Origin of the sequence: Paenibacillus etheri (assembly GCF_001012825.1) — a bacterium.
GTDB lineage: Bacteria > Bacillota > Bacilli > Paenibacillales > Paenibacillaceae > Paenibacillus_AQ > Paenibacillus_AQ etheri.
The window spans coordinates 236,816-251,049 of the sequence record NZ_LCZJ02000037.1; the positions used below are offsets into that span (position 1 = coordinate 236,816).

Sequence of the window (14,234 nt, forward strand, 5' to 3'; positions counted from 1 at the left end):
CAAAGGATACATGGTCTCTGTAAAGCGTCAAGTATAATTTATCACAACAAATTTCCAAGTAGCTATTTCATATTCCTATGTAAAAAAAGAAAATCCCGTCGAAGCTCGGTCAAAAGACCGAGGTCGAAAGGATACTTGTAAAATAACAATTTATCAGACCCTAAATGGTCTACAGTAAGGACTCAATCTGTGCAATCATCGTTTCTGGCGATTCCTTTGGCTCAACACGAGCCACTACATTGCCACTACGATCAATAAGGAACTTCGTGAAATTCCAGCTTATATCGCTGCTGTCTCCAGTACCCGGTTGCTGCTCTTTTAAATAATTGAAAAGGGGACTGGCATCCGGTCCATTGACATCCACTTTGGCAAATACGGGAAAGGTAACACCATAATTAATCTGACAGAATTCTTCTGCCTCTTCACTTGTACCCGGCTCCTGACCCGCAAATTGGTTGCAGGGGAATCCTAATACTACAAGTCCCTGATCCCTATACTGCTCGTATAGCTTCTGGAGATCCCCATACTGCGGGGTAAGTCCACATTTGCTGGCCGTATTGGCAATCAGCAGCACCTTACCTTCATACTCCGTAAACGGTACTTCTTTACCCGAAGGCGTAACGCCGGAAAAATTGTAGATCGACATCCTTATTCCCCTTCCTTCCATGTACTTAGAATACACTACGTATCTTACCCGAATTGTAATAGAATGCAACTTATCGACACTTTCTGTAAATACTGAAAAAGAAAAAAACAGCCCTATGTATTTCTTAGGACTGCCCTCTATCACTCTGTTATTTGGATACTGGTACGACATCATAATATTCTTCCAGCGTAATCCCTTCATCCGCAATATAAGTAGCTATATCCTTGCCCACATAACGGATATGCCAAGGCTCATACTTATATCCTGTAATGTCCTGCTTTCCTTCTGGAAAGCGGATGATATAACCATATTCCGTTGCATGCTGCGCTAGCCACTCCGCTTCCTTTGTTCCACCGAAACAGCTCTCCGCAGCACATTTTCCGTCACTTCCTGAGACATCGATAGCAAGCCCTGTCTGATGCTCGCTATAGCCAGGCACGGCACTGTAAGTACGAGCCAGTTCTTCTCCGTCTTTCTTAACATAACGATTGAACAGCCTCGTTTGGGTTTCCTTAGAACGGTAGGCCGAAACGCCAGCCAAGTAAATCCCGTCTTCCTCTGCGCCTGCGAACAGTTCCTCTAATGCTTCGGCAGCTTCCTTACGCATCATACGCTTCTCGATTTTCTCTTTAAATGTAAACCGTACTTCCGGGTAGACTAGATCCGTTGGCTTATAGTTCTCCGGCAGTCCATACTCCTTATTCACCATCACAGCTATGCTGTCAGGCTCTTTAAAAGAATCATCAGTGCTATTTCCCTTTTCGTTACTATCCGGTTCGGACGGATCAGAGGGATCCGTTGTATTAGATGGATTAGCTACCACTGGGTCTGTTATGCCCTCTTCGGTGCTATTACCATCTTCACCAGGCTTAGCTTGAAGATCATCCTGCACATTTATATTGGAACCATTACTGTCCGAAGCAGAAGGAGAAGGCGTCGTATACTTCCCAATCCCCCACCCAACAGCAATAACGACAATTAACAAGATCAAAATTTTTAATTTTTTAGACATCTGCAAGTTCTTCCTCCTCGAAGTCGAAACACTCTATTTATCTATTAGACAAGCTTTCCTTCAAAAATGTTACACTAAGAACCTTCTTAAGACAAATATCGCTCCAATTCTGTCCAAAAAATAAAGATTACCATAGGTAGTTAGCTTGTCCGCTAACTTCCCTATGGTAACAAGTTTTAGTTATAAAATTACACTCACATTATCTGGATGTGCCTCTGCCGCCGCTTTTAAAGCCACCGGAGCTGCCACGTCCACCACGTGAGGAACCCGCGTTTCCGCTGTTGCGTCCCCCTTTACCAGCGCCACCCTTGGCACCGCTGTATCCGCCTTTGCTACCTTTACCACCTTTGCCGCCGCCTCTAGACGGGCCTGTACCGTAGCCACTGCCTAAGCCGCCTCGTGGTGTGCCGCCAACGTAGGCACCGCCGTCTGCGCCTCTGGCTACGTTCTCGCTGTAGCCAGTGCTTGGGCCGCCCTTTCGGTTCGCAACGCGCGAACCGGCGCTAGGCGCTGCTGCGTTGCCGCTAGCTGGCGCATCGCCTCTGGAGGCGAAGGCGCCATAGCCGCCGCCTACTCGCACTACGCCGGCAGCCTTGCCGCCGCCCTTAGGTGCGGCAGCGTCAAAGCCACTGCCGCCACGCTTTCCAGCCGCCGCATCGGAACGACCACCGCGGCGTCCTTCTGCAGGCTTGCCCCAGCCGCCTGCTTCCTTATCCTTACCGCGGCCGCGGCCACCTTGCCGCGCTCCGCCTTCACCGCGTGGAGCTCCGCCGCGGCCAGAGCCGCCGGTCTTCGGTCCGCGGCCCGTGCGTGCTGCCTCAGCGCCGCCGCTTTGGCGACCGCCGTGGCGTCCGCCGCCTTGTACTGCGACGAATTCGCCAACGCCGAATTCATCTTTGTCGTAACGGCGACGATCCAGGCGCTGCGAAATGCCGTGCTCAATCAAGTCTAGACCATCTTGCTCACGCGGAGAAGTGAACGTAATCGCAAGCCCTTTGCCTCCGGCACGGCCTGTCCGGCCGATCCGGTGAATATAGCTATCCACATCAAGAGGCATATCGTAGTTAAAGATATGGGTAATACCTTCGACATCCAGGCCCCGAGCCGCTACATCTGTAGCTACAAGAAGCTGCAGCTTCGCATCACGGAATCTTTTCATCACACCTTCACGCTTACCTTGAGACAAATCGCCGTGTAGCTCATCACAATCATAACCTGCTGCTTGAAGAGCTTCGTTCAGCTTGGACACCCGACGTTTGGTCCGGCAGAAAATAATAGCCAAGTAAGGACGATCCCGTTCAATCAATGCTTTGAGTGCCTCTTCTTTATTACGATCCGAGACTTCCACGACTTGCTGTTTGATATTATCCAGTGGAATCGGAGAACCACTCTTAATAATGATATCCAGTGGCTCTTTCATGTAATTAGCAGCGAGACGTTTAATCGGATCCGGCATCGTCGCAGAGAACAACATCGTTTGACGACGATAAGGAACAGCCGTAATAATAGTCTCTACATCCTCCAAGAATCCCATATGCAGCATTTGATCGGCTTCGTCCAGAACGAGCATCTTAACGCCACTAAGGTCGAGTGTCTCCCGGCGCATATGATCTAGCAGTCTGCCCGGTGTACCGATAATAAGATGTCTTCCACCTTCCAGCTTACGAAGCTGCTTCTCTACATCCTGACCACCGTAAACGGCCAAGATTTTGATATCTGTATGACGCGCCAACTTGCGTGCCTCTTCCGTAATCTGCAAAGCCAGTTCACGTGTCGGAGCCATAATCAGCGCCTGCGGATAAGCTCGCTCCGTGTGGATCTTGTCCATAATTGGCAGCAAGAAGGCTAATGTTTTTCCTGTACCTGTCTTCGCTCTTGCAATTACATCTAGACCCTGCACCAATGGCGGTATTGCTTCCTGTTGCACTGGTGTAGGCTTAACGATGCCTTGACCTTGAAGCAATGTACACAGTAATTCTGAAACCCCTAATTCTTTAAATCCCGGCAAATTCTCCACCTCACTATTTTCTGAGTTAAATTTGATTACATCTCTTACTTAACTTCCGTCTTCCAAAGCCCTGTTCAGGCAGCCCCTATCAACTTTCCCTTTGGGGGCGTATGCTTCCGATTCAGCTATATTCAAACAAAAGCGGAAGAACCCCGTCACCGGCATTCTTCCGTCCCATGTATCCCTTGACCCGTTAAAAGAGTGCGGTCAAAGTTCGGTTTCTGGGCAGCAGCGATCCACCGGACGTTTAGACGGCACTCCATTTGCGTTCCATTCCACTTTATACAATAGAAGTAAAGTTAAGCTTAGAAAGTTATCCTTTATATTGTACTTGATAGAACGGCATTTGTGTGAAACTGTAGAATAATAATTATTCTTTCCAGTAGTTGTAGATTAGAACCTTCCCGATTTAAAAATCGCAAAGATCAACCATAAGAACATCAGAAGCGCTACTACGCCGCCAATCTCCACTGTAGGGAAATTCCATAACACTGAAGGCTGACCGCGCATCGCAGTGCCAATAATGAGTCCAACCATGATAAGACTGAACGCAAGCATCACAATACTAAATGCTAAGCGGTTCCCAACCCGGTCCAGCTTTCGCTCCAAATGCTCGAGCTCAGGTGCCACAATCTCTACCTTTAGCTTTCCCTTACTAATTAGCGCTGACAACTGTTTAGCTTGCCCAGGAAGCTCCAATAGACTCTCCGTTAAATCAGCTATGCCTCCGAGGAACTTGCGCTGCAATCGGGGACCACTAAATCGCTGCTTGACTAACTCCCGTCCAAAAGGCTCTGCCATCTCGAGAATGCTAATCGTTGGATCCAAGTTGCTAATGACACCCTCAAGCGTCAGCATCGTCTTGCCGAGCATCGTTAGATCCGGGGGAAGGACTAATCGATGCCTGCGAGCAATGCCAAACAGATCGTTTAGCGCTTTACCTATACTCATCTTACTGAACGGAACATCATAATACTCATCGCGAAGTCGATCCATATCATTATGCAACGCCGCTCGATCAGCATCCTCAGGAATGACTCCAAGACGCAAGATTGCCCGGACCATAGCATCCGTATTCTTGCGCATCAGTGCGATGACAAGCGCAGACAGCTGCTCTTTCATCTCTTCGTTCAGTCGCCCCATCATGCCAAAATCAATCAAAGCCAGCTTTCCATCAGCCATCCGTATAACATTTCCTGGATGAGGATCCGCATGAAAAAAGCCATGAATGAAGATTTGTCTTAACATCATTTCCACGAGCTGCTGAGCGATCACCTTAAGCTTAACTCCGTTACTCAGTAGCTCATCGCGACGACTCAGCGTAATCCCAACCACATATTCCATCGTCAGCACCCGCGTTGATGTGAAATCCCAATAGATATCCGGGATATACACTCCGTCATAATCCATCTGCTGAGCAATCTTCTCTGCATTACGCCCTTCTTGGCTATAATCCAGCTCGCCAAGCAGCGATTTCGAGAATTCCTCTACCATACGGGACAACTGATATTGCCTTGCCCAGCCTAACCGCTTCTCAGCAAGGGCGCTTAGATCTTTGAGAATTTCCAAATCCCTGCTCATCGTTCGCAGAATGCCAGGGCGCTGAACTTTAACAGCTACGACCTGCCCGCTGTGAAGGACAGCTCTATGCACTTGACCGATCGATGCAGCCGCAAGAGGAGTATCCTCAAAGGAATTGAAGATTTCATCCATTCGTTGATCCAGTTCATGCTCCACAATCGTGCGCACGCGCTCCGCAGGGAACGGGGGCACATTATCCTGTAGTTTTACCAATTCTTGAATAATAGATTCAGGCAGCAGATCTGAACGGGTACTGGCGAGCTGTCCAAGCTTAATAAAGGTTGGACCCAAATCCTCCAATACCAGCCGAATTCGCTCCCCGAGCGTAAGACTTGTATGTGCTTCTTGCGTTACAAGACGGCGTGGAAGGGATAATAAATGATAGAGCCCCAGCTCCTCCACCATATAGCCAAAACCATGGTGCATAAGCGCCATGGCAATGGACCGGTATCGTCCGGCATGTCTAATGCGTACTGCCATTTAGTCCATACGCGTTTCCGCCGATGTTCCTTCTAGATGGGAAATCCCTTCCAGCTCGGCCAATCGACGCTCCAATACAGCAACTCGGCTTTCCAGCTCGTCAATATCACTTTGTACAGGAACCTTCATTTCCTTCAACACGCGTTGTACCTGTTCTTGTACTACAGACTTGAGCATACCTCGCTCTTCCTCACCGCGTTCAATCAGCCGATCAACGAGGGCCTTAGACTCCGAAGGAGCAAGCTCCCCACGTTTCACTAGTTCTTCAACAACCTTTTCTACTTTTTCCTTACTGACAATGGTGAGGCCCACTCCTAAAGAGATCGCTTTTTTAAACAAATCACTCATAGTACTTTCCTCCCAAAGATTCCGTTTCATTACAAACGGAGTTTATGATTAAAGTATACCCCACTGTGTAGATATTTCAAAAAAACACAACATTCCTTAGTTAGTGATCGGAATACGAGCAGCCCAAGTAGCCGCCTGCAGGATCAATTTCCGTAGTGCTGGGTGACGAAAGGATGGTTCATGATGACCAGGCATTAGGAATACTACTCGTCCTAAACCATAGCTGTGACACCATGCAGCTGGCAACCATCCATCCTCTGTTTCATACTGAAGCAGAATGGTCCGCTCCATGAACGGGTCAAATTCAAAATGATAAGGCTCTTCATCTAGTTGGAAGTCTTCAACGCCCTCAGTAATGTCATGCTCTAGCACCTTGAAATTCATCGGCTCGTAAGCAGAGTGACCTTTAAAGCGGCCACCGATCAGCTGAGCTAGTTCGTTACGCTTCGTCAATGAAGCACCAGTATGAAGAACAATCAGTCCTCCACCACCGCTCACATAGCTGAGTAGGCCAGCAGTTTGCTGAGGAGATACAGTTTCGTTCCACAATTCGTTGTAGGCAATGCATAAGTCATAACTTGCCAAATGCTCAATGCGCATCATTTTTTTATTCTCCGAACACTGAACGGTTAATAAATCATTTAAGATCTCGCTAATTTGTTGGTCCACTCCTTGAAGTGGATGGAAACGGGGATGGGTATAATCACCAAGTAAGAGACATTTTCTTTTGTCCATGGGGATCCTCCTCCTTATTCATTGTTATTATTCGTCACATGTTGCCTATATTCTAAGGAAAACTGCTGCGAATGTCCATGCAGATGGCAGGTTTACTACTCTTAAGTCATCATCTGCCGGGCAAAAAAGCACCCCCACCCAGTGAATCTGGCGGGAATGCTTCTGTGTGGTATCGTCAATCTTGTAAGGTTGCCGCGCACAGATCTAGCGGTTCGCCGCCACATATTTCCCCAGTTCTACAATCATGCTTCCCATCCGCTCATGCTCGGGCATGATGATACGCTGTACGCCCTCTTCCTTAAGAGCCTCAGAGGTAATACGCCCTACAGAAACAGCAAGCACTTTATCATCGAAAGACTTCAACATCTCCTCCAGCTTGCCCTGTTCCCGAGCAAATTGAGAGAGGAAACGAAATTGTGGAGCACTCGTAAAAGCCACGGCATCAATCTTGCCTTCTGTAATTTCTATGAGCAGTCTTTCAAGCTCACCCGGTTCTGGTGGAGTATGACGATACGGCAGCACTTGGCGTGTATTCGCCCCTGCCTCCTGCAGCCATGTGAGCATACGAGGAGCTGGATCACCGTGCAGCTGCAGAACAACTTCCTTGCCCTGCAAATCCAGGGATTGAAGGCCACGAATCAGTCCAATCGTACTTCCGTCGTCGTCGCAAACCTCTGGCGTAAGCCCTCTTTTCTTCAAAGCATTCACTGTCTTATAACCCCGTGCGGCAATAATAGAACCAGAAAGTACTTCTAAGAAACGATCAGCGATATTCAGGCGTTCAGCCGTTTCGAAGAGAGCATCCAGTCCCATGCCTGTGGTAAGGATCACCAAGTAAGGAGGATGGCTGATCCATGAATTCAATCCTTCCTCCAATGCCTTATCATCAAGAAATACAGTACCTTGGGCAGGTCGGCATAACGCCGTCCCCCCCATATTTTGGACCAGCTTGGCCATTTCTTCCGATTTACGCGGACCCGCCAAGGCGACCGTGAACCCTTTCAATTGCTCTGCCATGTACTATTATCTCTCCTCTCTCCGTTGCCTAACCCAACATTATTGTTTATCAGTATACTTGCAAAGGGCTGCAAAAGGGAAGATAAAAGCATCGTTCTCCTATCTGAAATATATATTAATGCTAGGAAGAGTGTATTTTAAAGCTACTCACAAGCTTTTGCAGTTCCTCCGCAAGACGGCTAAGGTCGGTAGACGAAGATGCCATTTCTTCAACAGAAGCGAGTTGCTCTTGCGCTGCCGTTGCGATGGTCTCTGTACTTACAGCCGCTTCTTCGGTGATTCCGCGAATCTCTCCAATAGCCTTCTCCATATGATCTGATTCCACCATTAAGGTCTGTACAGCCCCGCCCATTGCCTCAATCTTCTCTGCGGCACTCTTGACCGCTCTACGGATACGGGAGAAGGAACGTCCGGAAGTATCCACGGCCTCAATCCCTTCTGTTACGCGCTGCTTTGTATCTTCCATCGTATGGGTCACCAGCGTCATCTCACTATTAATGGCGGTGATCTGCTCTGCAATCAGATGCGCTGATCTCTCTGATTCCTCTGCCAGCTTACGCACTTCAGCGGCAACAACGGCAAATCCACGGCCATGTTCTCCAGCTCTGGCCGCCTCAATAGAAGCATTTAGAGCTAACAAATTAGTCTGACGGGCAATCCCTGTGATGACGCCGACAATGCCTTCAATTTGACCCGTTCTTTCGTTCAGCTTGTCGATTACACTGCCAAGCTCTCCCACCGTTTCATGGATACCATTGATCTTATCCACCACGCTGATGACCGAATCATTTCCTTCTGAAGCAGAGAGCGAAGTTTTGTCCATCATCGCAGACACCTGCTCCATATATACAGAAATATGATCCACTTCGCTTGTCGTCGCCGCTGTACTTTCCATTCCTTTTCGCACACCGATAACCTGCCGTTCTGTCCCTGCCGCTACCTCTTGAATCGCTATCGTCATCTGCTCGATCGTTTGGGCATTCTGCTCAGCACTGGCGGTTAACTCTTCGGCTGAAGAGGAGACATTGCCCGTCATCTCCTGTACGCCAACGATCATCTCCCGCAAGCTGAGCACCATTAATTGAAAGTTCTCAGCAAGCATACCAATTTCATCTCTGCGGAAAGCCCCAATATTCTCGGACAAATCACCTTTCGCTAACACTGCAGTTGCTTTCCGAAGCCGGAGAAGCGGCCGCAAAATGGATTGAATATTAAAATAGATCACGATCAATGCGAACAGCACGGAAACTACGATAACAAGCATCGCTGTATTACGGATATCGCTCGTTGCCGAAGTCACTTCATCTATGCTTATCGTACCTCCGACTCTCCAGCCCGTAAGCTCGTTCACCATAAACGTCATCTTATTGTGCGTATCCTTGTAGACATAATCAAAAGAACCCTGTTCGTCCTCGAACATTCTCTTTACAAAATCATCGGATGATTCCTGTCCAATAGCCTTTGTTGGATGTACAAGATATTTCTTGCTGTTATCAAGGATAATAATATATCCTTCCTTGCCAACCTTCGTCGAGGTCAAATCTCCTAATGCGGATAAGTTGAGATTCAAGGTTACTACCCCGTCTCCGCTCTTCAAGACCGTTGATATCGCAATCGCCGTTTCCTGATTTACGGTTTGAAAGGCAGGAGAAATCACGGCACCTTTCCCGTGTTTCAAAGAATTAATATAGGCACTTTCCTGTCTGGGATCGTAGCCTTCAGGCAGCTTGGCTTCCGAAGCATGGATAGATTCTCCTCTGCTTGTACTAACATAAATGTCTAGCACATCCGGATGTAGCACAGCATATTCCTTTAATCTGTCCTTCATAGAAGCAACCTTCTTCCCAGTTGCCTCACTGTTGGTCCCCTCAGCGGTAAACTCAGTGGAAAAATAAGAAACAGCATCTATTTTGGATTGAATATTCGAGTTGATGATTTCATTAACTGCCACAACACTTTCGGTAGCATTGCTCACCAGTTGATCTTCCACTTCATGGCTGGCAGATTGATAGGTTCGCCAGCCTATTATGATACTGGGCAACAGCAGAACTAATAGGTATGTAAGAATTAACTTGGTTCGAATACTCATACCTGCTTTTTTGTTCATAAATGTCATCACACTCTCTCTCTTCGAGTCTTAAACAAGGACATATTTACCAGACTTAATATATAATTATATATCCTCCTTTGGAACCGATTTTCCTCCTATCTTTCTTCATTTTTCTCATCATTCTTATGAATTGTCATATAAACGCAACAAAAAGACCGCTTTAAAGAGAGCGGTCTACTCAAATTAGCCTATTTCCTTATCATTACCGCAGCAAAAGGCTCCGGTTCTCTTTTCCTAGTTCATACTTTTATTCTTGCAGTTCGGGCATACGCCTCCGAATACTACATGGGCATGACCAATCGTATATCCAGTATCCTTGGCCACTGTGTTCATCCAGTCTCGTGGAACTTGGTTCATCACCTCGTCAACCGCTCCACAAACCTCGCAAATGATATGCTGATGATCATCCATGCGGGCATCATATCTGCTGGCAGCCTCACCAAGCTTAAGCTCACGAATCATTTTTTTATCTGAAAGATAACGTAGGGAGTTGTATACAGTACCGTATGCTAAGCTATGACCTTGTTCTACTAGCCGATTCATTACTTCCGCAGCAGTGGGATGGTCATGTGAATTAAGGACGATATCGTAAACGGCTTGACGTTGGGAAGTCAAATTCAGGCTTTTCATTGCTATCATCCTCTAACTTGTTTTTAGATCAAGTATAAATCGTGAATGTAGGAACGTCAATCCCACTTTTATCCACTCATTACTTTCTCAGTTATTGAATCAATCCAGAATATTTAATATTTACTTCAGCTTTGACTTGAAAATCAAGCCCAGCATAAAGTCCCTCCCACACTTCCATTTCGGTATCATTATTAAAGTGCCTTGCTCCATAGTGTAGACCCCATCCAAAAGGATCCAGACCACTAGCTTGAATTTTAGTCAACAACGCTAAAACATCCGCTTCCAGTTCCTTTCCCCCAGCAACTGCAATTTTCTCCAGCATGCTATGAGTCACCAGATCCGGGCTGCTACTTTCTTCGAGGATACCTTTTATCTTAATATGATAACGAATAGTAGCTTTCCCATGCTCTGGTGTCAGGATTTTATAGTGCGAGGATGATCTCTCTGTGTAGTACTGATACATAACTCCCTCTGAATGGGCTGGCAAATTGGTTCGTAAGTTCGGGCGCGACAGCAGATTATATATCCGGGTTTCGTTAGGCGTAAGAACCATTTTGATTTTTTCATTATTGAGCAGAGCAATTTTATTAATTAAAAACTCCTTTTCCCCTTTGGCTTCGATAATCGGCAGAATCGGATCAATCCCCTTCTCGTAAATATTTCTCATCAGCTGAAAGGAATATACACTAGAAATAAATGGAGACTCCGTGCCTTGTCCACTCATAGCCAGTATAAGAGAATTCGATGGGATCCGCTCCGATTCGGGTCTTACCTGTAGAACCTGAAGTGCTTCCGGACGCCCTATTGCAAAATTAAGAATAAGCTGCATATCTCTACGTCGCACAGCCCAATCCATAACATGTAGAATATCTTTACGCGCAACCGCCTCCCCCAAAACAATTGATTTACAATGGGAGTAATCAAGCTCCTTTTCCACTCTGGATTTCATTCTACGGAGCGCTTCCGAAATGTTCGGAGACTCCTCAGTCAATATTTGCACCTTCTCATCAATCTTGGTAACATCCCCTTGAGGGATGGCAAGCTTCAAGCTAATCTTAAAACCCCCTTCTTCTGCACCTTGGTCAACGCCAATCGCCAGCACGAAAATCCGCAAATCAATCTCCTTGAAGTCACAGCCAGAAAGAAGAAGGAGTAAGGTAATCCCAATCCCACCAAGTACTCTTCTCACAGACTCCCCCTCCTAACTTTGCGATAACAATAAAACAGCAAAGCGATGATGAACATCTCACCAAACCAGCGAATTTGCAGAAACCAGGCACCAAACATATTAAGTTCATATTGATCCAGCCCCATTAAGGACAGAACCATCGCGCTAAACAACCCTAGAATGCTCCACTCTTTCCATCGCTCTGCTTTTGGGGACTGTTTTTTCACAGATGAAATGGCACCTTTCAAAAGCTCTAAACCTCCATGCCAAAGAACGATTACACTCACCAGAGATAAACTCAAATAGGCAAAATAAAAGATAAACAGCATCCGTTCAATAATAAAGTTTTCCATACGGATACTGTCTGCCGTCGAGAACCATGTATACACATGTCTATCAATAGCAACGGTTCCGAAATAACCGATGGGAACTAAAAAAGTCAAGAGCAATACGGACAGTCCCTCCACCCCTAAAATCCAGACATGCTTAAGCTTCAGCCCATGAAATACCCGATTAAATATGGCCAGGTTTAAGTACCCACTAAAAGAAAAGGTAGCCGCCGAAAGGCTCATTAGATCCGGCTTATGCCAGAAGTATGTTGTGACCTGCAGAACAGAATCCCAATTGAAGTCCGGATTGGCCAACGCTTTTACGAGACCATAAATAATTAACGGTAAGGTTACGCTGAGAATGATTTCAAGCCCATACAAGATGGATAGAGAATCAAAGCGACAGCAGATGCAGACCAAGACTAAAAAACTGATCACAACGGTATAAGGACTCGAATCTGGACTGATAAACCGCAGCGTGATATCTACAAAAGAAAGTAGCGTAACCCCACCAGCCACACACCATAAGCCAGCAAAGAGGAGTAGTAAGGTTTTGGCTAACTTCTTAGGAAGCAAAGAGTAAAATATTTCCGGAAACCCCTTTCCGGGGAACTTAGCAATCAATACAGTAAAGATATAAACAAACAAAGTGCCAAAGATCGTTCCGATTAGTACGGACATCAAAGCACCTGCAAAACGTCTGTCTATTAGTTCCCTAGGAACATAATTAATGATGTTGATCAAGCTGTTCATCAGAAAAAGACAGTAGAAATAACGGCTTTTGGCCATCAATGTTCCCCGCCCTTCTTCTTACCAAGATTATCAAGAAAAAACAATCTGAAATAGGGTTGTCCGAAACTCCGTTGATTGCATAGATACATAGCGAAGCCCACTACACAGACCACTACCCCTACCAATCCTAAAAAAGCTGCGGCAAAAAGGAAAATGTATTTCAGTACGCGTATCGACAAGCTCATCATATTCAGCGGAATCAGAAAATTGGATATTGCAACGGCCGAAACCAATATAATCATGATATTCCCTACAAGCCCGGCCGCCGTAGCTGCTTGACCCAAGATTAGACCTCCAACCGTCGTGGCCGTAGGACCAATCGCCTTGGGAAGCCGTAAACTCGCCTCGGTCAGAAATTCCATCATCATAAGCATTAAGAGTACTTCCACAAAAGATGGATAAGGCACGGTCGCACGACTACCTGAAATGAGCAGTGCAACCTGCACACGAATAATCTCTGGGTTATACGCGGTAAGTGTTACATAGATTGCAGGCAACCACAACGTCATGCACACACCGATAATCCGCAGTAGCTTTAAGAAACGGCCCACGATAGGAAGTTGGATTTTATCATCCATGGATGTGAAGAAATCATTAAATATGGAAGGCAAAACTATCGCATAACCCGTAGTATCCAGCATTATCGCTACTTTTCCCTCAGACAAATTGAAAACCACTCTATCTGGTCTTTCGGTCACAATGGACTTGGGTAATATTCTCAGACTGTCACTGCTTAGAAATTTCTCAAGTTCTCCCATAGCCTGCAAAATATCAACCTTTAGTGTATTCATCTTCTCCCTTAATTCTGCTAAAACATTAGGATCAACACGACTAATGTCGTATAGAATCGCCACCTTTGTTTTTGAGACATCGCCGATGACCATGGTTTCCATTTTTAGATTAGTGGATTGATAGCGCCGACGAATCATGTTCAGGTTAATCGCTATATCCTCCGTCAGTGCATCTGACGGCCCCTGAGAAATGCTTTCTGCAGATGTTTCATTAACACCACTAATCTCCCTATTCATAGCATCAAAGAAACAGAACGTATCATTTAAACCCAGAAGAATATAACCGCTGAGCAAAAGCTCGATCGCTTTTTCCCTCGTAGTCTCCTCTTCGGTGCCTGGATACGTCAGAATGTAGTTATGGTACGCGTTAATATTCTCCATTTCATAGAACGGAGTAATCACATTACGACTGAGAATCTGTCCGTCTGCAACGCTTTTGATATAAAGCAGGTCAATCTGCCCAAAAGGTGCAACAAGCGTCCTATCGATTAAATCGGCGAAACCGTTCAACTGATCCTTGATCCATTCCAGAGAAACATTGTGCTTATCCTGTTGAACTGACATGGATCATCCCTCCTATTTATCCT

12 protein-coding genes are annotated in these 14,234 nt (G+C 46.2%); all 12 read right to left on the minus strand.

Annotated elements, in window-relative coordinates; all coding sequences use genetic code 11:
- Positions 1 to 169: 169 nt before the first annotated feature.
- Positions 170 to 646, minus strand: a complete 477-nt coding sequence (locus UQ64_RS24580; protein ID WP_060626007.1) for a glutathione peroxidase — start codon at positions 644 to 646, stop codon at positions 170 to 172.
- A gap of 148 nt (positions 647 to 794) precedes the next feature.
- Complete coding sequence (locus UQ64_RS24585) at positions 795 to 1,658, minus strand: M15 family metallopeptidase (RefSeq protein ID WP_060626008.1); 864 nt, start codon at positions 1,656 to 1,658, stop codon at positions 795 to 797.
- Between the two features lie 199 nt (positions 1,659 to 1,857).
- The gene (locus UQ64_RS24590; RefSeq protein WP_425339618.1) at positions 1,858 to 3,675 is read right to left on the minus strand and encodes a DEAD/DEAH box helicase; all 1,818 of its coding nucleotides are present in this window, start codon (positions 3,673 to 3,675) and stop codon (positions 1,858 to 1,860) included.
- Between the two features lie 384 nt (positions 3,676 to 4,059).
- Positions 4,060 to 5,727 carry an ABC1 kinase family protein gene (locus UQ64_RS24595; protein ID WP_060626010.1) on the minus strand — a complete coding sequence of 556 codons (1,668 nt, stop codon included), beginning with the start codon at positions 5,725 to 5,727 and terminating at the stop codon, positions 4,060 to 4,062.
- On the minus strand, positions 5,728 to 6,075 hold the full coding sequence (locus UQ64_RS24600) for a phasin family protein (protein WP_060626011.1): 348 nt from the start codon (positions 6,073 to 6,075) through the stop codon (positions 5,728 to 5,730).
- 96 nt (positions 6,076 to 6,171) lie between these two features.
- Positions 6,172 to 6,810, minus strand: coding sequence for a ThuA domain-containing protein (locus tag UQ64_RS24605; protein ID WP_060626012.1), 639 nt, complete (start codon positions 6,808 to 6,810; stop codon positions 6,172 to 6,174).
- Between the two features lie 204 nt (positions 6,811 to 7,014).
- Positions 7,015 to 7,827 (minus strand): uroporphyrinogen-III synthase, encoded by an 813-nt coding sequence (locus UQ64_RS24610; RefSeq protein ID WP_060626013.1) that lies wholly within the window; start codon positions 7,825 to 7,827, stop codon positions 7,015 to 7,017.
- Between the two features lie 121 nt (positions 7,828 to 7,948).
- Entirely contained in the window at positions 7,949 to 9,943 is a 1,995-nt protein-coding gene (locus UQ64_RS24615) for a methyl-accepting chemotaxis protein (protein WP_060626014.1), read from the minus strand.
- Between the two features lie 228 nt (positions 9,944 to 10,171).
- Positions 10,172 to 10,567: a Fur family transcriptional regulator gene (locus UQ64_RS24620; protein ID WP_060626015.1), complete on the minus strand. Its 396-nt coding sequence runs from the start codon at positions 10,565 to 10,567 to the stop codon at positions 10,172 to 10,174.
- A gap of 91 nt (positions 10,568 to 10,658) precedes the next feature.
- Positions 10,659 to 11,756, minus strand: coding sequence for a Ger(x)C family spore germination protein (locus UQ64_RS24625; RefSeq protein ID WP_060626016.1), 1,098 nt, complete (start codon positions 11,754 to 11,756; stop codon positions 10,659 to 10,661).
- Entirely contained in the window at positions 11,753 to 12,853 is a 1,101-nt protein-coding gene (locus UQ64_RS24630) for a GerAB/ArcD/ProY family transporter (RefSeq protein ID WP_060626017.1), read from the minus strand. Before UQ64_RS24630 ends, UQ64_RS24625 begins: the two co-directional genes overlap by 4 nt.
- Positions 12,853 to 14,211: a spore germination protein gene (locus UQ64_RS24635; protein ID WP_060626018.1), complete on the minus strand. Its 1,359-nt coding sequence runs from the start codon at positions 14,209 to 14,211 to the stop codon at positions 12,853 to 12,855. The genes UQ64_RS24630 and UQ64_RS24635 overlap by 1 nt, the downstream gene beginning before the upstream one ends.
- Between the last annotated feature and the right edge of the window lie 23 nt (positions 14,212 to 14,234).